This window comes from Jannaschia aquimarina, assembly GCF_000877395.1.
Lineage (GTDB): Bacteria > Pseudomonadota > Alphaproteobacteria > Rhodobacterales > Rhodobacteraceae > Jannaschia > Jannaschia aquimarina.
Genome location: NZ_JYFE01000013.1, coordinates 15,828 through 35,331 on the forward strand (window position 1 = coordinate 15,828; position 19,504 = coordinate 35,331).

Consider the following 19,504-nt stretch of genomic DNA (forward strand, 5'->3'; position numbering starts at 1 on the left):
GATATTCGCTGGATGCCCGTACGGATCGCGACGCCATCTGATATCGAAGACTGGGTGGCGTTGCGCGCGCGTCTCTGGCCTGGAACGTCACAAGCCGTTCATCGGGAAGAGGCTGCGGCCCTCCTCGAGGCGATGCCGGTCAATGGCTGCGTTTTCGTCCACGACGACGGGAGAGGCCCCTTCGCCTTTTCCGAGGCCACCCTGCGCCGCGACCACGTGAACGGATGCGAAACCTCGCCGGTGGCCTTCCTCGAAGGCATCTACGTCGCGCCCGACCATCGACGGGAGGGGGTCGGGGCATTGCTTCTGGACGCGGTCCGGGCCTGGGCAAGGGAGCGGGGATGCACGGAGCTGGCCTCCGACGCTCATATCGACAACATCGCCAGTCACGCGTTCCACCGAACACTCGGTTTCGAAGAGACGGTGCGTGTCGTGTGCTTCCGGACGAAGCTCTGATCGCCGGGCGCCGTTATCCAGCGAACAGCTCGAGCAGCCGGTCGACTTCCTTGTCCGTCTTGGTGAAATCACAGACCAGACGGCAGAGCGGTCGCTCCTGGTCGTCCATCAGGTAGTACTGTGCCTCCTTCTGGGCGCGGTGATGCGCCTCGGCGGGCAGACGCGCGAAGATCATGTTCGCGGCCGGCTCATGCACGATCTCCGCTCCGATCGTTCGCAGGCCCTGCGCCAGCCGCTGCCCGGCGGCGTTCGCGGCGCGCGCGTTCTCGAGCCAGAGGTTGTCCCGCAGATAGGCGGCCATCTGTGCCGACAGGAAGCGGTGCTTGGACCAGAGATGCCCGGCCCGTTTGCGGCGGAGCGCCGCCTGCCAGCCCTTGGACGGATCGCGCATCACGATCGCCTCGACCCCCATGCAGCCGTTCTTGGTGCCGCCGAAGCTGACAATGTCCGCGCCTCTCACCATCTCGGCGGCGCTGCAATCCAGTGCGGCGCATGCATTGGCAAAGCGCGCCCCGTCGAGATGTACGGGGAGGTTCAATTCCCTAGCATATGAGCAGAGGACATCGAGTTCCGCCAAGGTGTAGATCGTCCCCGCCTCGGTCACGTTGGTCAGGCTGATCGCGCCGCGCTGGACACCATGGACGCTGCCGCCCGTTCGACTGACGGCTGCATCCAGCGCCTCCGGCGCCATCTTGGCATCTTCACCGTCGACCAGAACGAGTTTCGCACCGCCGGTGTAGAATTCGGGCGCCCCGCATTCGTCGGCTTCCACGTGGCTGAGTCGGTGGCAGAAGACCGCCTCCCATGGCTCGACCAGCGTCGCCAGAGCCAGAGCGTTGGCGGCCGTGCCTGTCGAGACGAGCAAAACTTCGGCCTCGGGCCAATCGAACAGGCTCCGCAATCCGTCCCGAACTTCGTCCATCCACGGGTCGGCGCCGTAGGGCATGGTGCCGCCCGCATTCGCGGCGACCATCGCGTCCATGACCGGACCGGCGACGGGCCCGGTATTGTCCGAGGCGAAGTTCAGGTTCATGACGTGTCCCCCAACGGCTCTTCGATGACGAAATCCTCCCAATCCGCCGCTTCCGGGATAAGCGTCTCGTTAACGGTCTCGTCCATCAGAGAGGCGCCCGCCGCATGGGGTGACATCGGGTCGCCGGTGAGCAAGGGATGCCAGACGGGCAGGGCGCGGCCCTCGTGAAGTCGGCGATAGGCGCAGGTCTCGGGCATGAAATACGCCACCTCCGGCAGGGAGGCGGGCGTCAGCACCACGCATTCGGGCACATACGACAATCGCGTCTCGTAGGATGTGCAGCGGCAGGTCGAATCGTCGAACAGCCGACACGCAATCCGGGTCAGGGCGACTTCGCCGGTTTCATCGTCTTCGAGCTTGTTGAGGCAGCACTTGCCGCATCCATCGCACAACGCCTCCCATTCGATCGGCGTCAGAGCGTCCAGCGGCATCTCCCAGAAGCGGGGACGCAAGCCGTCCCGCCGGATCGGGTCAGAGGGCAACCAGCACCTCCCGCGCAGCGGCGCCGTCACGCTCCATCTGCGCGATCAGCGCATCGAGGCCGTCGAACCTCTCCTCGGGGCGCAGGAACTCGACCAGCGCGACCGAGAGCGGCGCGCCGTAGAGATCGCCGTCGAAATCGAACAGAAACGTCTCCAGGTTCGGACGGTTTTCACCGAACATCGGCCGCACGCCCAGGGACGCGACGCCGGTTCGGGCGCCAGCATGGGGGCCGGACAGGATGTCGACCAGGACGGCGTAGACGCCAAGCTGGGGCAGGTGCAGCCCGTCCAGCGCCATGTTCGCGGTCGGCCAGCCCAAGGTGCGGCCGCGCTTCTCTCCGTGGATCACGGGACCCTCGATTCGGTGCCAATGGCCCAGCATCGCCGCGGCATCGCGGGGGCGGCCTTCGGTCAGGGCCGAGCGGATCGCAGTCGAGGAAACCTCGCCCACCGGCCCTTCGATCAGGTCGGCAACGGTCACATCGAATCCGTGCGCCGCGCCGCCCGCTTGCAGCGCCTCCACGTCGCCCGCCCGGCCTTTGCCGAAACGGAAGTCGGCACCGACGACGACGCGCGAGAGACCCAGATCGCGGGCGATGATCTCGGACATGAAGGCCTCGGCCGTCAGGGGGGCAATCGTCCGGAAATCCAACTCGAACAGGACATCGACGCCGATCTTTGCCAGCCGCGACGCCTTCGCGGCCGGGTTCATCAGCCGGAAGGGCGGGCCATCGGGGGCAAAGACCTCGCGGGGGTGTGGCTCGAACGTCATGACGCCCAGCGGTGCGCCGTCGCGCCGTGCCAGATCGATGACGTGACGATGTCCCAGATGCACGCCGTCGAAATTGCCGATCGCGGCCGAAGCGCCGCGCAAGGCATCTGAAAGCTGGGCCGGATCGCGGACGAAGTGCATGGGGCCGGGGTAAGGGGGGCGCGCGGCGGGTGCAAGCGCGTCAGATGCAGCGGCCGCCATCGACCTGCATGCAGACGCCGGTGATCATGCTGGCCTCGTCCGAGCACAGAAAGCAGGCGGCGTTGCCCATGTCCTCGGGTGTCGAGAAGCGGCCCAGCGGGATCGTGGACAGGAACTTCGCGCGGATCTCAGGCGTGTCCTCGCCCATGAACGATTTCAGCAGGGGCGTCTCGCCTGCGACGGGGTTCAGGGCGTTGACGCGCACGCCCTCGGGCGCCAGCTCGACCGCCATGGCGCGGGTCGCGGTGATCATCCAGCCCTTCGAGGCATTGTACCAATTGAGGCGCGGCCGGGGTGAAACGCCCGCGGTGGAGGCGACGTTCAGGATCGCGCCTGCGCCCCGTGCCTTCATCAGCGGCACGGCATGGCGGGCGGTCAGGTAGACCGATTTGCAATTGACCGCGAAGACACGGTCGAAATCGCTCTCGCTCACCTCCTCCATCGGGGCGGGCAGATGGGTGATACCGGCATTGTTGACCAGGATGTCGACCTCCCCAAAGAGCCGTTGCGCCTCTCGCACCATTGCGCCGACGCTCGCACCGTCCGACACATCCGCCTCGGTCGCATGCTGCTCCAGTTCTTCGGCCAGCGCCTCGGCGTCATCGCCATTCAGGTCCGCGATCAGGACGCGCGCGCCCTCTGCGGCGAATTTGCGCACGATGCCGGCGCCGAAGCCGGAGGCGCCGCCTGTCACGATGGCCGTCTTGTCTTTCAGTCTCATGCGTCTCACCCGTGAAATGCCGCGACGGTCTTGAGCGTGGTGAACCCGTAAAGCGCCTCGAACCCCTTCTCGCGGCCGTGACCCGACAGGCCTGTGCCGCCGAAGGGAAGCTCCACCCCGCCGCCCGCGCCGTAGTTGTTCAGGAAGACCTGGCCGGAACGAAGCGCCTTCGCCAGTCGCATCTGCCGCGCTCCGTCCCGCGTCCAGACCGATGCTACCAATCCGTAATCGGTGCCGTTCGCGATCTCCGTCGCCTCTTGCTCGGTCTCGAACGGGATCAGGACTTGCACCGGGCCGAAGATCTCCTCTCGCGCCAGCGCGTGATCCGGGTGCACGTCCGCAAAAAGCGTCGGGCGCAGATATGCCCCGCCATCAGGAGCGTCCGCCGCGATCTCTCCACGCGCGGCGACCGTTAGGTCCGTGCCACGGGCCAGAAAGCCCTCGACGATCTCTTTCTGACGCGGGGAGACCAACGGCCCGACGTCCAGGTCCGCCAGCGCGGGCCCGCACCGCAGCGCCGCATATCGGTCCGCCATCATGGACAGCACCCTGTCGTAAACACCGCGCTGCACGAGGATGCGAGAGGAGGCCGAGCACGTCTGACCCGCATTCTGAATGCCCGCATTCACGAGAAACGGCAGGGCGGCGTCCAGATCGGCGTCGTCGAAGACGAGTTGCGGAGACTTGCCGCCCAGTTCCAGCGTCACGGGAACGATGTGTTCGGCCGCGGCGCGCTGGATCAGGCGGCCCACGGCGACGGAGCCGGTGAACGAGATATGGTCGATGCCCCCATGACTCGCCAGTGCCGCGCCCGCCTCTTCGCCCAAGCCGGGGACGACGTTCAAAGCACTGTCGGGCAGGCCCGCCCGGCGTGCGAGTTCCGCGAAGGCGAGCGCAGTCAGACAGGCCTCTTCGGCCGGCTTCAGAACGGCGGCGTTGCCGACCGCCAAGGCCGCGCCGACCGAGCGGCCGATGATCTGCATCGGATAGTTCCAGGGCACGATGTGGCCGGTCACGCCATGGGGCTCACGCAACGTGTAGACCGTGTAGCCGTCAAGATAGGGGATGGTCTGGCCATGCAGCTTGTCGGCCGCGCCGGCATAGAACTCCATGTAGCGTGCGAGAGCCGCCACATCGGCGCGCGCCTGACGCAGCGGCTTGCCCACGTCCATGGCTTCCAGCCGCGCCAGCTCTTCGGCATTCTCTGTCACCAGGGTCCCGATCCGGGCGAGGATGCGTCCCCGCTCGGGTGCGGTCATCCGCCCCCACGCCCCTCGCCGCGCCTCCCGGGCTGCGGTCACGGCGCGGTCGATATCCGCTGCACCGCCGCGCGCGATAGGGCACAGCGTGCTGCCATCCGACGGGTTGCTCAGATCCAATGTCTGACCGCTCTCGCAAGGCGCCCATCGTCCGCCGATCAGGCAATGAGACGGATCGAGCTCGAGCGGGCGGATGGTCACGGGCAGTCTCCTGTTTTCGGCCAAGCGTAGGGGGCAGCGGCGGCCCGACGCAATCACCCGCCGCGTGGCACGACCAGATCCACCAGGGCAGGCGCCCCTGATGCGAGCGCGCGGGCCACCGCGTCTGGCAGATCGGCCATGTCCTCGATCCGCTCCGCCTGCAGGCCGTAGGCCTCGGCCGATGCATCGAAATCGGGCGGGGAGGGGCGCACCCCTATAGGTGGCAACCCGGCGCGGCGCAGATACGTCTCGATCTCGCCGTATCCCCGGTTGTTCCAGACGACGAAAACGACCGGAGCCGTCTCGTCCATGGCGGTGCCCAGTTCGGACAGACTGAACTGAAGGCCGCCGTCGCCGGTGAGACAGATCACAGGTCGGTCGGGCGCGGCCCGCTTCGCACCGATCGCCGCAGGCGCGCCGTAGCCCAGCGTTCCGAAGCCGCCCGAGCTGTTGAACCACGATCCCGGGCGCGGCGCGTCGACATACAGGTTTCCCGCATAGACCGGCTGCGTGCTATCGCCCACGACCAGTGCGTCGGGCCAGCGGGCGTAGAGCATCGCCAGCATCTCGCAGATCGGACGGTAGTTGGGGCTTACGTCGACCAACGCCGCGCGCCGCAACGCATCCGCGCGGGCTGCCCCGTCCGCGCCCCGCCGGGCGAGAAGGGGGAGCAACGCGGTGAGCGTGTCCGACGCGTCGCCCTCGATCGGCGTGTCGGCGCGAAAGTTGCGCTCCATCTGCGCGGCGTCGATCTCGATCCGGACGAGATGGGTGAGCCGGGGCAGGTCCCCATCGCCATACATATCCCAATCGGTCGGTCCCATCTGCGTGCCCACCGCGAGCACGGCATCTGCGTCCGAAAGCGCCGCGCGAATGGCTGGCAAGCTGGGGCTGGCCGGAACGCGCAGGGAATGACCGCCCATCAGGCCCCGACCGTTGGCCGTGGTCACGACCGGCGCGTTCAGCGCCTCGGCGACCGCGCGAAGCGGCCCGTCGGCGTCGACCGCGCCGCCGCCCGCCACGATCAGTGGCCGATCCGCGCCGCTCAGGGTTCGTGCGGCCTCGGCGATGACGGAGGGATCGGGCACCTGATGCTGGTCGGCTACGGGGATCCCGGTCTCCGCCTCTGCAGGCATAGCCATAACGTCGATCGGCACCTCGATCGCGACGGGGCCCGGACGTCCTCGGCTCATCGCGTCGAATGCCCGCGCCACCGTATCGGCGACGTCGCCGGGTCTGCGCAACGTCTCCGCATGCAGGGCGATCTGTCGGATCAGGCCAAGCTGGTCAGGTAGCTCGTGCAGATGCCCGTCTTCCCGGCCGTGGGTTTCGACGGGATTCACGCCTGTGATCACAAGCATCGGCACCGAATCCGCCCGTGCCTGCGCCATGGCCGTGACCACGTTCGTCAGCCCCGGCCCTGTGATCACGAAGCAGACGCCCGGCTTGCGGGACACACGCGCATAGCCGTCCGCCATGAATCCGGCGCCCTGTTCGTGCCGGGGCGTCACGTGCCGGATGCCGCTGCCTGCAAGCCCGCGATAGAGTTCGATCGTGTGGACCCCGGGGATGCCGAAAACCGTGTCGACGCCCCGTGCTTCCAAAGCGGCGACGAGGGCCTGACCGACCGTCCGCTGGCTCATGCGGCGAGGGCCGCGCAATGGGCGACGATCTGGTCGATCGCCGCGTCGAACCGGGTGTCCTCGACCGTCAGGGCAACGCGGACCCAATCGTCGAGGCTGCTGCCGAACGAGGCGCCCGGCATCACCGCCACGCCTGCCTCCTCCAGCAGACGCTCCGCGAAGGCCGTGCCGTCTATGCCCAGCGGCCCTGCATCGATCAGCGCGAACATGCCGGCCTGCGGGCGGTGGACGCGCAGGGGTGTCGCCGCCGCAAGACGGTTCGCCAACCGATCCGCCCGTGCCGCAAAGCGCGCGCGCATCCCCGCCGATACCGGAGACCCCTCGCGGATCGCGCGGGCCGTCATGTCCGCGATGAACGGTTGGTTGCCGAAGAGCATCGCTTCGGCCAGCGGCAGGACCGCGTCGACGAAGGCCGGTGATGCGACGCACCACCCGCTGCGAAAGCCGGGCGCGGCATGTGATTTGGAGATCGACGAGACGACGATGGTCCGCTCCGCCAGATCGGCCCGCGCAAGCGGCGAGGCGAAGGGATGGTCATCGAAGATGAGGTCCGCATAGACCTCGTCCGAGATGATCCACAGATCGTGCGAACGCGCGACTTCACCGATCTCGGCGATATCTTCCGCCGTCAGAACGGCGCCTGTCGGATTGTGGGGCGTGTTCAGCAGGATCGCACGGCTGCGCGACGTGATGCGTGCTGCCAGATCTTCCGCCCGCAGAAGAAAGCCCGCGTCCGGCGCGAGAGGGACGGGAACGAGCCCTGCGCCGCTGGCGCGGATCACCCCTTCGTAGGTCGCATACATCGGATCGCCGACCATCACTTCGTCACCGGCCTCGGCCACCCCCTGAAGCGCAAGGTACAAGGCGGTCTGGGTGCCCGGCACGCAAAGGATCGACTCCGGCCCGATCTTTCGTCCGGTGCGCGCGGTGTAATGCGCGGCAAGCGCATTGCGCAGCCCCGGTTCTCCGCGACCGCTGGAATAGCCCAGCCTCCCGGCATGGATGCCCTCGATCGCCGCGTCGCACAGGGAGGCGGGCACTGGGACGTCGGGTTCGCCGATGGTCAGGGCGATCACGTCGCGACCTGCCTCGGTCAATGCCACTGCCCTCGTGTGCATGGCCCATTTCGCGCCGCCCGATCCGGCAAGCCTCCGGGTGACGGACGTGGTCTTCATGGGCGATCTCCGCGAGAGAGAGGGAGTGACAGGAGCGTCGAGGCCGCATCGAGGACGAGGGTCACGAGATCTTCCTCGCTCAGATGGTCGGGCAACGCGCCGCCCTCGATCCAAAGACCGTCGATCACCGCGTTGCACAGGATCGCAAGGCGGCGCGCGTCTCGGGCGGGGACAGGGCAGCCTGTCTCTGCCAAGGCGTCGGTGATCAGCGTCTGCAACGCATCGCGAAAGGCGAGATAGGTCCGTTCGTGCGTTTGCCGGATGGGATCGCTGGCCGGAACGCGGGCGATGAAGGACGCCCACAGCGTCAGGTTGCGCGGGTTCGCCACCTCTGCCCGAACGCTGGCCGCCAGGACCTTTCGAAGCCTGTCCAGCGCATCGCCCGGGCCATCCGCCGGAGCGAGGCCAAGGCCAGTCATCGCCTCCATGTGCTGCGCATAGGCAGCGCAGATCAGGTCATCCTTGGTCTGGAAATAATGCCGGATCAGCCCTTGGGTCACGTTCGCCCGCTCCGCGATGGCGCGAACGGTGGCTGCCTCGAAGCCGTGCTCTCCGATCAGCGCGAGGGTCGCTTCGATCAGATCCTGCCGACGGCGGTCGGGGGCTTCGCGCACGAAGGCGCGGCGATCCTTGGCATCGGCTGCAGGCATCTTGCTATACGGATGAGTAATTGTTGTGCGGATGCGTAACAGTAGCCAATCGACCTGGCAACACCGATCCGGCGTCGCCGGTTAGCTCGGCGTGAACCGCAGGCTCAGACAGGACATGCCGCCGTCCAGCTTGGCCGCCTCGGTATTGCCGATCGGCCGCACATCGTAGCCGGCCGCCACAAGGCGCGCCTGCGTTTCGGGAAAACCTGCCGGAAACAGGACCACCTCGTTGAAGCGGATCGCGTTGGCGCTCGCCTCCTCCCCGGGGGCGGTGTGGATCACGTCGTAGCCGCCAAAACAGCCCGAGGCTGCGAGGCGCTCTGTCGCCAGCACGGTGCCTTCGTCCAGAAGCGAGCAATCGGTCTTGAAGTGGAGGATCCCCGGCGGCGTCTCGACGACGCGAAGCGCGTGGCCCCAGGGCTCCACGATGGCGCGCAACTCATCGACACCCGCCTCATCAGTTCGCTCGGAGAGGCCGATCAGGATCTCGTGTCCTGTCACGAGGATGTCGCCGCCCTCGATGAAGCCCGGTCCCTCGATCCGCGCGACGGTGGAATAGAGCGCCCGCAGATGCGGCGCGATCTCGGCGGCCTCGCCAAGACGGGAGGGCGCGCCGGGGCGCATCACGATCGCGCCCTGAGGCAGGCACAGCGCCACATCCTCCACGAAGAGGCTGTCTGGATAGGCCGCAAGCGGCCCCAGTTCGATCACCTCGGCCCCCGTCGCCCGCAGGGCTGCGACATAGTCGGCGTGGTCGGCAGCCAGGCGCGGCAGGTCCGGCGCGCCGATATCCACGGCGCGCAATCCGTCCACGGCGGACCGGGCGGGGCGGCGGGTGATCGCGTGGGTGAAACGGATCGCGGACATCTGACCTCAGGCGCGGCGGCGGGGCATACGGCTCTCCATCCATCGGAAGAAAAGGATCAGGATGCCGGTCAAGACCAGATAGATGGCCGCCACGAAGAGCAGCGGCTCGTAGATGCGGAAGGTCTCTTGCCGGACGATGGTTCCGATGCCGTAGACCTCGAACACGGTGATCGTCGCGGCCAGAGGGGTGGCCTTCAGCGTCAGGATGAATTCGCCCGCCAGCGTCGGGAACACGTTTTGCAGCGCGCGCGGCAGCCAGACCCGGCGCAGCACCTGAAAGGGTGACATCCCGAGGGCACGTGCTGCCTCCAGTTCACCCTTGGGGACGCCCCGGAAGGCGCCGCGCATCACCTCTCCCTCGTAGCCCGCGACCGACAGCGTGAAGGCGAAGACGGCATAGGGGAACGCGTCCCGCAGGATCGGCCAGAGAAAGCTCTCACGGATGGCGGGAACGAACGGGAAGAGCGATCCGAGCCCGTAATAGATCAGCCAAAGCTGGATCAGCAGGGGCGTGCCCCGGATCACCGTGCAGAAGCCCCGCGCCAGCCAGGCCAGCGGAAGCGGCCCCGTCACCTGCACCAGCCCGATGGGAACGGCGAGCGCCATGCCGAAGACGATGGCCAATGTCAGAAGCTGGACCGTCAGCCACAGACCTTCGGCGAAGGCGGGCAGGTATTCTGGCAGCCAATACCACTGCATCGGCTCAGCCCTGCACCGGCTGGCCGCGACGCAGGCGCCGTTCCAGCCAGGCGAAAATCTGGTTCGAGACCAGCGTGACCAGCAGATAGAGGCATCCCGCCGCCACGTAGAACAGGAAGTAGGCCCGCGTTGCCCCTGCGGCCTGCCGCGTCTCCAGGGCCAATTCGCTCACGCCCACCACGGCCAGCAGAGCGGTGTCCTTGGTCGTGATCAGCCACAGGTTCGCGAGGCCCGGCAGGGCGAAGGGCAGCATGAGCGGGATCACCACGCGGGTCTGGACCTTCAGGCGGGACATCCCGATAGCGCGCGCGGCCTCGATCTGGCCCGGAGCCACGGCGCCGAACGCGCCCCGAAAGACCTCGGTCGAATAGGCGCCCTGCACGAAGCCGATCACGTAGATGCCGACCCATAGCCCGTCGAGAATGACCCGCTCGAAGCCCAGCGACGTCAGGATCACGTTGATGGCATCCTGTCCGGCGTAGAACAGCAGCAGGATCAGGACGAGTTCGGGCACGGCGCGGATCAGCGTCGTGTAGACCTCCAGCGCTCCGCGCAGGATCGGGCCGCCATGGATCTTTCCCAGCGCGCCTAGGATGCCGATCGACATCCCTAGCGCATAGGCCCCAAGCGCGATCTGCAACGTCGAAACCAGCCCGCGCAGCAGGTTGCCGCCCCAGCCCGGCGCGCTGAACGCGAGATATTCGAAGACCTGCTCCATGCAGGATCAGGGGGCGGTCGCCCGCCCCCCAAGACGGCTCAACCGCCGTAGATGTCGAAGTCGAAATACCTGTTCGAGATCTCATCATACGTGCCGTCTTCGCGGATCTGCCGGATCGCTGCGTTGAACCGCTCCTTCAACTCGTCCTCGCCTTGGCGCAGCCCGACGCCGACACCTGGGCCGAACACCTCTTCGTCGTTCAACTCGCCCTTCACCTCGTAGGCCTGACCGGCATCGCTTGAGAGGAAGTCCTGAAAGGCGAGGCTGTCGCCCACGACCGCGTCGACGCGACCCGCCACGAGATCCTGGTTATGCTCGTCGAATGTCTGGTAGACCTTCATCTCGGCCTGTTCCTCGAAATGCTTCTCGACGTAGTTGGCATGGATGGTCGAAACCTGCACACCGACGATCTTTCCGTCCAGCGAGGCGGGATCGCCCGAGATCTCACTGTCCTTCGCCGCCACGATGACGGCGGGCGTATTGTAGTACTTGTCCGAGAAGTCGATGGTGCGCATCCGCTCTTCGGTAATCGACATGGACGCCATGATCGCGTCCATCCGGCCCGACAGCAGCGCCGGGATGATGCCGTCCCATGCGACGGGGACGACCTCGCATTCCTCCTCCATGGCGGCGCAGACGGCGTCGATGATCTCCATCTCCCAGCCGACCCAGTTTCCGGCGGCGTCCTTTTCGGCGAAGGGCGGGTAGGCTTCGGCCGAGATGCCGATCTTGACGTCGGCGGTGGCGGCGGTGGCCGAAATCGCCGCGGCTGCGGCCAAGGTGACGATCTTCTTCATGGGTCTCTCCTGTCGGGGTTGTCGTCTCTAGTGGACGGATTGAACGAAGCGGCGGCAATGCTCGCTTTCGGGGGCGTCGAAGACCTGATCCGGAGCGCCGCGCTCGTCGACGAGGCCGTTGCGCAGGAACATGACCTCAGACGAGACGTCGCGCGCAAAGCGCATCTCGTGCGTGACGAGGATCATCGTCCGACCCTCTTCGGCCAGCGAGCGGATCACGCGCAGCACCTCGCCCACCAGTTCGGGGTCCAGCGCGCTGGTCGGCTCGTCGAACAGCATCACGCGCGGTTCCATTGCGAGCGCGCGCGCGATCGCGGCCCGCTGTTGCTGACCGCCTGACAGGAAGGCCGGATACTGGTCGCGTTTGTCCCAAAGGCCGACGCGGTTCAGAAGCGCTTCGGCACGCTCGCGCGCTTGGGCCTTCGGCACCTTCAGGATCTGGATCGGTCCCTCGACCACGTTTTGAAGGACCGTCATGTGCTGCCAGAGATTGAACTGCTGGAACACCATGCCCAGGCGCGCGCGAAACCGTTCAAGCTGCTTTCGGTCGGTAGCGACCAGCCCACCCTTGCCCGGTTTCATCGACAAGGCCTCTCCGGCCAGCACGATCTCTCCGGCCGAAGGCTGGTCGAGCATATTTATGCAGCGCAGGAAGGTTGATTTTCCGGACCCCGATGCTCCGATCAGTGTGACCACGTCCCCGTCGCGCGCGGTCATCGAGACGCCCTTCAGGACCTCGAGATCCCCGAACGACTTGTGCAGGTCGCGCACTTCGATGGCCGGCGTGGCGGTCGCGTCGTCTGTCGGCAAAAGGCTTCCCCGGTCGTGGAGCGTCTGAGCGCTCCGTCGGGGTTGATTGGTAGGCGCGGGCCGGGGGCGGGGTCAATGGCGCGCCGCGCGGGGCGATGGGGTTACGCGACGGCGGGTCCCGCCCAGCCGGCTCAGCGTACCGCCCTGGCCGCGCCCAGGGCGTCCATCAGCACTTCGCGCAGGTCCCGTCTTTCCTCGGGGGTAAGAAACGCGCCGATCTCGACGGCTCGCGGTCCGCCCTCGAGCGTCAGGTAATCCTCGACCGGGCCATCCTTGGGGTGCAGCTCGACACGCACCCAATATGGATTCGCCTCCCAGTCGCGGGTGGCGCCTGACGGGTCACGGCGTGACAGGCGAGCGGTGTCGGCCGTCAGCTCGAAGATTTCTTCGATGGTCCGATCCCGCCACGACCGCTTGAGCGCGTACCACAGCAATCCGCCCACCCCGAGGGCGAAGGGAAGGATCCCCCAAAGCACGAGCGAGCCGACCAGCGACAGAACCGGAATGGCGATCAGACCGAAGAACAGGCCCATGGCCCAGACGAATCCCGTCGGTGTCAGCGATGAATAGGGCCAGAGCCTCACCGCCAAGAGGGAGGCCCCGGACGATGCCGGGGCCTCCAGGTTTTTCTGCGTGACCTCGAACGGCATCAGTGATGCGGCGTGCGTTCCCACATCTCGCGGGTGGGAAGCTGCTCGAAGGTGTGCTCCGGCGGCGGGTTCGGCAGCGTCCATTCCAGCGTGTCCGCATGCTCGCCCCAGTAGGCCTTGGCGGCGATCTTCTGGCCGCGGGTTACCGTGTAGACCACGATACCGATCCAGAACAGGAACGAGGCGAAGCTGATGAACGCGCCCCACGAGCTGATATAGTGCCACAGCGCGAAGGCGTCCGGGTAGTCGATATAGCGGCGCGGCATCCCCTGACGGCCCAGAAAGTGCTGGGGGAAGAAGGTGATGTTCGCACCGATGAAGAACGCCCAGAAGTGCAGCTTGCCGGCCCATTCCGGGTACTGGCGGCCGCTCATCTTGCCGATCCAGTAATAGAAGCCCGCGAAGATGCCGAAGACGGCGCCCAGACTCATCACGTAGTGGAAGTGCGCGACCACGTAATAGGTGTCGTGATACGCTCGGTCCACGCCCGCCTGGCTCAGGACGATGCCGGTGACGCCGCCCAGGGTGAACAGGAAGATGAACCCGATGGCGAACAGCATCGGCGTATCGAACTTGATCGACCCGCCCCACATCGTCGCGATCCAAGAGAAGATCTTCACCCCCGTGGGCACCGCGATGATCATCGTGGCGACCATGAAGTAGGCCTGCTGCGTCAGCGACATGCCCACCGTGTACATGTGGTGCGCCCAGACGACGAAGCCCAGACCGCCGATCGCGACCATGGCGTAGACCATCGGCAGGTAGCCGAAGATCGGCTTGCGCGAGAAAGTCGACACGACATGGGAGATGATCCCGAACGCCGGGAGGATCACGATGTAGACCTCGGGATGGCCGAAGAACCACAGGATGTGCTGGTACAGCACCGGGTCGCCACCGCCCGCCGGATCGAAGAACGTGGTCCCGAAGTTGCGGTCCGTCAGCAGCATCGTGATGGCGCCGGCCAGGACGGGCAAGGCCAGAAGGATCAGCCACGCGGTCACGAAGATCGACCAGGCGAAGAGCGGCACCTTATGCAGTGTCATGCCCGGCGCGCGCATGTTCAGGAACGTCGTGATGATGTTGATCGCGCCCAGAATGGACGAGGCACCAGACACGTGCACCGCGAAGATGGCGATGTCGGTCGACATGCCGGCTTCGGTCGTCGATAGCGGCGGGTAGAGCACCCAACCGATGCCGGAACCCAATTGTCCGTTGCCGCCCGGCACGAACAGCGACAGCACGGCCAGCGACGTGCCCGCGGTGAAGAGCCAGAACGACAGGTTGTTCAGCCGCGGAAAGGCCATGTCGGGGGCACCGATATGCAGCGGCATGAAGTAGTTGCCGAAGCCGCCGAACAGCGCCGGAATGACCACGAAGAACATCATCGTGATGCCGTGGCCCGTGATCAGCACGTTCCAGAGATGGCCGTTCGGGGTACATTCGCCCGCCGCGGCAGCCGTCAGGCGCCAGCCCTCCATGCACATGTACTGCACGCCCGGCTCCATCAGCTCCAGGCGCATGTAGACGGTCATCGCCACGCTGATGAACCCGGCAAAGCCGGACACGATCAGGTAGAGGATGCCGATATCCTTGTGGTTCGTGGACATGAACCACCGGGTGAAGAAGCCTGGCTTCTCGTGGTGGTCGTGGCCCGAGATGGCGGCGTCGGCCATGCGGTGCTCCGTTTCTGCTCAGTCATGAGACGGGACGCACGGGCCCCGGTCGTTCTGCGCGGCTTCTAGCGGGGCGGTCCGGCCCATGCAACGCGCGGGGACCGGGAAAATCGTCGCAGTGGACAGGCCATCAGGCTGCGGCGTCTCTCGGCCATTCGGAGAGGATCCGGGCCGTCTCGGCCAACGCGCCGGTCTCGTCACCCCTATGCGCCAGCAGCGTGCCGGGGTGGCCAAGAAGGGGCAGGCTCCGCGCAACGAAGGCCGAGAGCGGAGAATTCGGATCGACGGCAGGTCGGATCAGAACGGCGTGCAGGGCGCCGATTGCGCCTTTCTCCGCGTCGCTCAGCGCTACGTAGGCGGGCGCGTCCGAAGGGTTCGCGTCGCCTCGCGCCGCCAACACCCCGAGCGGCAGCAGGAAGAAAAGGTCACCCTCCGGGCCGCCGAGTTCCTCGTCTGCCACAAGCTCCGCGAGACCCCGCGAATAGGCCGATCGCGGCGTCGTGCCGCGATGGCGTGCCGCGCAAATCGTTGCCAGATCGGGGTCGATCGGTTCGGCCGTTGGGCAGGATGGGGGGACCCGGAGGACGACATCCGAATCGGACGGCGTCACATCGCGCCCGAACAGGAGGTTGCTCAACGTCTTCATCATCACTCGGTCCGCCTCGCGGAAAAGGTGACAGGCAAGACGGACGAGAATGCGGCGTCGCCAAGGCGTTACCGGAACGGAGAGGTCTTTCGCAGGGCGTCGTCCAGATCGCCCATCGTCACGGGCAGGCCCAGATCGACCAGGCTGGTCACGCCATGTCCCTCGATACCGCAGGGAACGATGCCGTCGAAATGGCTCAGATCAGGTTCCACATTGATGCTGATCCCGTGAAAGCTGATCCAGCGGCGCAGGCGGATACCGATGGCGGCGATCTTGTCCTCCCGCGGGCTCCCGTCGGGCAGGGGAGGCTTGTCGGGGCGCGCAATCCAGACGCCCACGCGGCCCGGGCGGACCTCTCCGCGTAACCCGAATTCCGCCAATGAAGCGATGACCCAGCCTTCCAGAGTCTGCACGAAAGCGCGCACGTCGTGGCCGCGTTGTCCAACGTTCACCATGACATAGGCGACGCGCTGGCCCGGGCCGTGATAGGTGTATTGCCCGCCACGGCGTGCCTCGTGGACCGGAAAGCGGTTGGGATCCCGCAGATCCTCGCGCCGCGACGACGTCCCGGCCGTGTAGAGTGGCGGGTGCTCCAGAAGCCAGATCGCCTCGGACGCAGTGCCGTTCAGAATGCCCTCGACACGGGTCTCCATTGCAGCCAGCGCATCCGGATAGGCGACTGGCCGATCCGAGACGATCCATTCCGGGGCCACTCCGATCACGGATGACATGGCTGCTTTCCAGAGGGGCGAGGTGGGGTTTTCATTACCTTGACACGAGTTTCCGTTAGGTCAGCGCGCGAGGCGCACGTAGGGTCGCCCCCACAGGGGACCTTGTTTACCGGGAGAGGATCATGTTCCGCAATCGCTTGCTCGCGACGGTGGCGGCATTCGCCGTCGCGATGCCCGTCACCACGATGACCACTACGCCCGCCCGCGCCGGGGCTGACGATGTCGCTGCCGGATTGATCGGAGGCATCATAGGCGGTGCCATCGTCAACCACGAACGCAACAAGCGCCGCACGACGACCCGGCGATCGACGACCAACCGGTCGACGCGCACCCGTTCCTCGCGCCCGGCCATGACCGCCGCCCAGCGACAGGAGAACCGCGACGTTCAGACCGCGCTGAACTATTTCGGCTTCAATGCCGGCGGAGCCGATGGCGTGCTGGGTCAACGGTCCCGCTCGGCGATCTCTGGGATGCAGGCGTTCCTCGCCTTGCCCTCCGACGGCACGCTGACGGAATTCGAACGTTCGGTCCTCCTGTCCGCTCATTCGCGTGCGTTGTCCGGCGCCCCGGACGTCGCCAAGCTCATTTCGACCTCGCAGATCGGCCAGCGCGCCGTCCTCAAGGATCAGTACGCCCGGATGAGCGGGGGTGTCACCGTCGCCTCGACCTCCAACTATCCAGGCCTGCCTGCAGAGGTCAGCCGCGCGGTGGACGAGATCGCCGCTTCCTCCGACCCGTCGGCCGAGCAACTGCTGCAGCGCGCGGGCTTCATTCAACTCGCCGACATGAATGGCGACGGTCGCAACGACTACATCATCGACACCGCGCTTTCGGGCTCGTCCTACTGGTGCGGGGCGAACGATTGCCAGGTGCTGGTCTTTGCCTCGACCGCCGACGGATACGCACGCAACAACCTGCTGACCTATTCACCGACGCCCGCTTCGTTCGAATGTGTGGGCGCGACCTGCCGGCTCTCGGACGCACCGCCGCAGACGCGAGAGGCGGTGGCGCCAGCGCCGGTCGTACCCGCGCCGACCGCGCCGAACGCCGCAGGCACCGTCGCAGCGGCGCTGCCGACCTTCGGTGCACCGGCCCCGGCCGCTCCGGTCCAGGCTTCTCTGGCGGGTCATTGCGAGAAGGTCACGCTGCTGACGACGACGCGCGGCGGGCCCGTGACCCAGTCCGGCGGTGACCGCTCCGTCGCTCTGGCCGAGCAGTTCTGCCTTGCCCGCGCGCATTCGATCCTTTCCACGCAGGAGCGGCTGGACGCGCTCGGCGTGGCGCCGGAACAGGCCGCCGCCCAATGCGAGGCGTTCAAGCCGGTCATGGCTCAGCCCGTCGCCGCGCTGGCCAGCGGTACGATGGACGATGTCATGTCCGGCGTGACGCAGGTGGTGCTCGGCGCGGGCCTGACGCCGGATCAACTGCGGGATACGGCGACCGTTTGCCTCGGTGCTGGCTACCGGGCCGACGACACCGAAATCGCTCTGGGTGCGGCGCTTCTGCTGGTCGCGCTGGGCTCGGATGCTCACGCGGAACTTCTTGGCCACCATGTGGCGCAGGGCTTCGGTGCAGACGCGGATCGCGCCCGTGCCGCCGCCTGGTACGGCCGCGCCATCGACGCGCTCAAGGGAGGGGCCACGCCGGTCTTCGCGCCCGGCCAGACCGATCGTGCGGCGTTGCTGACCTGGGCGTCCGGCGCGGCTGACGGTGCCGCGGCGGCCTCGCCCGCGACGCCTGTTCCGGCCTCGGTGGCCCTGCCGACCTTCGGCGCACCCGCCGACTGACGCCTCTTGTGACGGCGGGCTCAAGACCCCTTGAGCCCGCCCGACCGACCGGCTAGAGGGGCCGGACCGAAAGGCGATGCGGCTGTGGCGGAATTGGTAGACGCGCAGCGTTGAGGTCGCTGTGGGGTAACTCCCGTGGAAGTTCGAGTCTTCTCAGCCGCACCACCTTTCGGCAAACCCGTCACACCCCATCGGCAAGAATGTCACGTGCACCCCCTGTGCACCCCCTGTACACCCCCCGTGCAGACAATCGTGCAGACAATCGTGCAGACAGGGCCCGGGATGCGGCGGGATCTCATCGACATCTTCATGGCCGGCGTCCGACGCGCCGATCCGGATCGCGCCGTCCGCGAGGCCGTGATCGACGCCGCTCCGGACGCGATCCTCGCGCTGGGCAAGGCAGCCGTTCCGATGACCAGCGCCGCGCTGACGCGCTTTCCCGACATCCCGGCGCTGGTCGTCACCAATCCGGAGAATCGGACCGATCTGCCGGGCGCGCGGGTGATGTACGGCGCCCACCCGGTTCCGGACGAAAGCTCGGCCCGCGCGGGGGCGGCGCTGCTGGAAGCGGCCGAGGCCCTGACCGAGGGGCACCGGGCGCTGGTGCTGATCTCGGGCGGCGGTTCCGCTCTGGCGGTGGCCCCGGTCGAGGGGGTCTCGCTGGAGGATAAGGCAGAGGTCTCGCGCCTGCTACTGGGGGCGGGGCTGGAGATCGACGCGATGAACGCGGTGCGTCAGGCCCTGTCGCGGATCAAGGGAGGCGGGCTGGCAAGGGCGGCGGCGCCGGCTTTTGTCGAGGCGTTGCTGCTCTCGGACGTGATCGGGGACGACCCGGCGATCATCGCCTCGGGTCCGACGGTGCCGCCCGTAGGCGGCGCACGCGAGGTGCTGGAACGGGCTGGCCTGTGGGACCGCGTGCCGGCCTCGGTCCGGGCGGCGCTGCGAAGGCCCCCGGTGGCACAGGTCCCGGTTTCGACATGGCGGTTGGTGGGATCGAACGCCCTCTCGGTCGCGGCGATGGCCGAGGCGGCCCCCGGTGCGATGGCCGATCCAATCCCGCTGACCGGCGACGTGGCCGAGGCCGCCCGGCGGGTTGCGGCGGCGGCGCGGCGTGGCCCGGGGACGACGCTGTGGGGGGGTGAGACGACCGTCGTGCTGCGTGGCGACGGTCTTGGCGGGCGCAACCAAGAGCTTGCCTTGAGGGTCGCATTGGCCTTGGAGGACCTGGACAGGCCCTGGGCCTTTCTGTCGGGCGGGACGGATGGCCGCGACGGGCCGACGGATGCGGCGGGGGCGGTCGTCGACGATGGGACGGTCGCGCGGATCCGCGCGGCGGGACTCGACCCCGCGGCGGCACTGGCGCGCAACGACAGCTACCCGGTTCTGGATGCGGCCGGGGCCCTGTTGCGGATCGGCGGGACGGGGACGAACGTGGCAGACCTTCAGATCCTCCGGGTGCGGTGACAACCGGTCGAGCCCGCCTCGATTGTCTCTTGCCGCGGGCGCGAGCCGTCCCATTTGGGCGATCGTGAC

20 protein-coding genes and 1 tRNA gene are annotated in these 19,504 nt (G+C 67.2%); 4 read left to right on the plus strand and 17 right to left on the minus strand.

What is annotated here, in order from left to right; all coding sequences use genetic code 11:
- Positions 1-12 precede the first annotated feature (12 nt).
- A complete protein-coding gene (aac(6'), locus tag jaqu_RS01990; RefSeq protein ID WP_043917266.1) occupies positions 13-456 on the plus strand; it encodes an aminoglycoside 6'-N-acetyltransferase in 444 nt (147 codons plus the stop codon).
- A gap of 13 nt (positions 457-469) precedes the next feature.
- Here the strand turns inward: aac(6') and jaqu_RS01995 are convergent, their stop codons facing one another.
- From jaqu_RS01995 to lipB, 17 genes are all read right to left on the minus strand, one after another.
- Complete coding sequence (locus tag jaqu_RS01995) at positions 470-1,483, minus strand: threonine aldolase family protein (protein WP_089268367.1); 1,014 nt, start codon at positions 1,481-1,483, stop codon at positions 470-472.
- Positions 1,484-1,485: 2 nt separating this feature from the next.
- Positions 1,486-1,971, minus strand: coding sequence for a YcgN family cysteine cluster protein (locus tag jaqu_RS02000; RefSeq protein WP_089268357.1), 486 nt, complete (start codon positions 1,969-1,971; stop codon positions 1,486-1,488).
- Positions 1,961-2,884: a bifunctional riboflavin kinase/FAD synthetase gene (locus jaqu_RS02005; protein ID WP_043917304.1), complete on the minus strand. Its 924-nt coding sequence runs from the start codon at positions 2,882-2,884 to the stop codon at positions 1,961-1,963. The genes jaqu_RS02000 and jaqu_RS02005 overlap by 11 nt, the downstream gene beginning before the upstream one ends.
- A 40-nt stretch (positions 2,885-2,924) precedes the next feature.
- The gene (locus tag jaqu_RS02010; RefSeq protein ID WP_043917268.1) at positions 2,925-3,665 is read right to left on the minus strand and encodes an SDR family oxidoreductase; all 741 of its coding nucleotides are present in this window, start codon (positions 3,663-3,665) and stop codon (positions 2,925-2,927) included.
- A gap of 5 nt (positions 3,666-3,670) precedes the next feature.
- Positions 3,671-5,125, minus strand: coding sequence for an aldehyde dehydrogenase family protein (locus jaqu_RS02015; RefSeq protein ID WP_043917269.1), 1,455 nt, complete (start codon positions 5,123-5,125; stop codon positions 3,671-3,673).
- Positions 5,126-5,178: 53 nt separating this feature from the next.
- Complete coding sequence (locus tag jaqu_RS02020; RefSeq protein WP_043917270.1) at positions 5,179-6,768, minus strand: 5-guanidino-2-oxopentanoate decarboxylase; 1,590 nt, start codon at positions 6,766-6,768, stop codon at positions 5,179-5,181.
- Positions 6,765-7,943 carry a pyridoxal phosphate-dependent aminotransferase gene (locus tag jaqu_RS02025; protein ID WP_043917271.1) on the minus strand — a complete coding sequence of 393 codons (1,179 nt, stop codon included), beginning with the start codon at positions 7,941-7,943 and terminating at the stop codon, positions 6,765-6,767. The genes jaqu_RS02020 and jaqu_RS02025 overlap by 4 nt, the downstream gene beginning before the upstream one ends.
- On the minus strand, positions 7,940-8,593 hold the full coding sequence (locus jaqu_RS02030) for a TetR/AcrR family transcriptional regulator (RefSeq protein WP_043917272.1): 654 nt from the start codon (positions 8,591-8,593) through the stop codon (positions 7,940-7,942). The genes jaqu_RS02025 and jaqu_RS02030 overlap by 4 nt, the downstream gene beginning before the upstream one ends.
- A gap of 81 nt (positions 8,594-8,674) precedes the next feature.
- Positions 8,675-9,460, minus strand: coding sequence for a dimethylarginine dimethylaminohydrolase family protein (locus tag jaqu_RS02035; protein WP_043917273.1), 786 nt, complete (start codon positions 9,458-9,460; stop codon positions 8,675-8,677).
- A gap of 6 nt (positions 9,461-9,466) precedes the next feature.
- The gene (locus tag jaqu_RS02040; RefSeq protein WP_052500720.1) at positions 9,467-10,159 is read right to left on the minus strand and encodes an ABC transporter permease; all 693 of its coding nucleotides are present in this window, start codon (positions 10,157-10,159) and stop codon (positions 9,467-9,469) included.
- A gap of 4 nt (positions 10,160-10,163) precedes the next feature.
- Complete coding sequence (locus tag jaqu_RS02045) at positions 10,164-10,877, minus strand: ABC transporter permease (RefSeq protein WP_043917275.1); 714 nt, start codon at positions 10,875-10,877, stop codon at positions 10,164-10,166.
- A 38-nt stretch (positions 10,878-10,915) separates the two neighbouring features.
- Positions 10,916-11,674, minus strand: coding sequence for a transporter substrate-binding domain-containing protein (locus jaqu_RS02050; protein WP_043917276.1), 759 nt, complete (start codon positions 11,672-11,674; stop codon positions 10,916-10,918).
- 27 nt (positions 11,675-11,701) lie between these two features.
- Entirely contained in the window at positions 11,702-12,484 is a 783-nt protein-coding gene (locus tag jaqu_RS02055) for an ABC transporter ATP-binding protein (protein WP_043917277.1), read from the minus strand.
- Positions 12,485-12,615: 131 nt separating this feature from the next.
- Entirely contained in the window at positions 12,616-13,134 is a 519-nt protein-coding gene (locus jaqu_RS02060; protein ID WP_043917278.1) for a DUF2244 domain-containing protein, read from the minus strand.
- On the minus strand, positions 13,134-14,807 hold the full coding sequence (locus tag jaqu_RS02065; protein WP_043917279.1) for a cytochrome c oxidase subunit I: 1,674 nt from the start codon (positions 14,805-14,807) through the stop codon (positions 13,134-13,136). The genes jaqu_RS02060 and jaqu_RS02065 overlap by 1 nt, the downstream gene beginning before the upstream one ends.
- Positions 14,808-14,937: 130 nt before the next feature.
- Entirely contained in the window at positions 14,938-15,456 is a 519-nt protein-coding gene (locus jaqu_RS02070) for a hypothetical protein (RefSeq protein ID WP_043917280.1), read from the minus strand.
- Between the two features lie 65 nt (positions 15,457-15,521).
- Positions 15,522-16,184 carry a lipoyl(octanoyl) transferase LipB gene (gene lipB / locus jaqu_RS02075; protein ID WP_043917281.1) on the minus strand — a complete coding sequence of 221 codons (663 nt, stop codon included), beginning with the start codon at positions 16,182-16,184 and terminating at the stop codon, positions 15,522-15,524.
- 122 nt (positions 16,185-16,306) lie between these two features.
- On the opposite strand from lipB, the gene jaqu_RS02080 reads away from it, so the two are divergent.
- The 3 genes from jaqu_RS02080 (at position 16,307) to jaqu_RS02090 (ending at position 19,435) form a co-directional block, all read left to right on the plus strand.
- Positions 16,307-17,971 carry a peptidoglycan-binding domain-containing protein gene (locus tag jaqu_RS02080; protein ID WP_043917282.1) on the plus strand — a complete coding sequence of 555 codons (1,665 nt, stop codon included), beginning with the start codon at positions 16,307-16,309 and terminating at the stop codon, positions 17,969-17,971.
- Between the two features lie 78 nt (positions 17,972-18,049).
- Positions 18,050-18,136, plus strand: a tRNA-Leu gene (locus jaqu_RS02085).
- Between the two features lie 117 nt (positions 18,137-18,253).
- Complete coding sequence (locus tag jaqu_RS02090; protein ID WP_043917283.1) at positions 18,254-19,435, plus strand: glycerate kinase type-2 family protein; 1,182 nt, start codon at positions 18,254-18,256, stop codon at positions 19,433-19,435.
- Positions 19,436-19,504 lie beyond the last annotated feature (69 nt).

Bases quoted from the DNA above. Each gene is read 5' to 3' on its own strand.
- jaqu_RS02005 (WP_043917304.1), bottom strand. From the start codon at position 2,884: ATGCACTTCGTCCGCGATCCGGCCCAGCTTTCAGATGCCTTGCGCGGC.
- jaqu_RS02010 (WP_043917268.1), bottom strand. From the start codon at position 3,665: ATGAGACTGAAAGACAAGACGGCCATCGTGACAGGCGGCGCCTCCGGC.
- jaqu_RS02020 (WP_043917270.1), bottom strand. From the start codon at position 6,768: ATGAGCCAGCGGACGGTCGGTCAGGCCCTCGTCGCCGCTTTGGAAGCA.
- jaqu_RS02025 (WP_043917271.1), bottom strand. From the start codon at position 7,943: ATGAAGACCACGTCCGTCACCCGGAGGCTTGCCGGATCGGGCGGCGCG.
- jaqu_RS02030 (WP_043917272.1), bottom strand. From the start codon at position 8,593: ATGCCTGCAGCCGATGCCAAGGATCGCCGCGCCTTCGTGCGCGAAGCC.
- jaqu_RS02035 (WP_043917273.1), bottom strand. From the start codon at position 9,460: ATGTCCGCGATCCGTTTCACCCACGCGATCACCCGCCGCCCCGCCCGG.
- jaqu_RS02040 (WP_052500720.1), bottom strand. From the start codon at position 10,159: ATGCAGTGGTATTGGCTGCCAGAATACCTGCCCGCCTTCGCCGAAGGT.
- jaqu_RS02045 (WP_043917275.1), bottom strand. From the start codon at position 10,877: ATGGAGCAGGTCTTCGAATATCTCGCGTTCAGCGCGCCGGGCTGGGGC.
- jaqu_RS02050 (WP_043917276.1), bottom strand. From the start codon at position 11,674: ATGAAGAAGATCGTCACCTTGGCCGCAGCCGCGGCGATTTCGGCCACC.
- jaqu_RS02060 (WP_043917278.1), bottom strand. From the start codon at position 13,134: ATGCCGTTCGAGGTCACGCAGAAAAACCTGGAGGCCCCGGCATCGTCC.
- jaqu_RS02065 (WP_043917279.1), bottom strand. From the start codon at position 14,807: ATGGCCGACGCCGCCATCTCGGGCCACGACCACCACGAGAAGCCAGGC.
- jaqu_RS02070 (WP_043917280.1), bottom strand. From the start codon at position 15,456: ATGATGAAGACGTTGAGCAACCTCCTGTTCGGGCGCGATGTGACGCCG.
- lipB (WP_043917281.1), bottom strand. From the start codon at position 16,184: ATGTCATCCGTGATCGGAGTGGCCCCGGAATGGATCGTCTCGGATCGG.
- jaqu_RS02080 (WP_043917282.1), top strand. From the start codon at position 16,307: ATGTTCCGCAATCGCTTGCTCGCGACGGTGGCGGCATTCGCCGTCGCG.
- jaqu_RS02090 (WP_043917283.1), top strand. From the start codon at position 18,254: ATGCGGCGGGATCTCATCGACATCTTCATGGCCGGCGTCCGACGCGCC.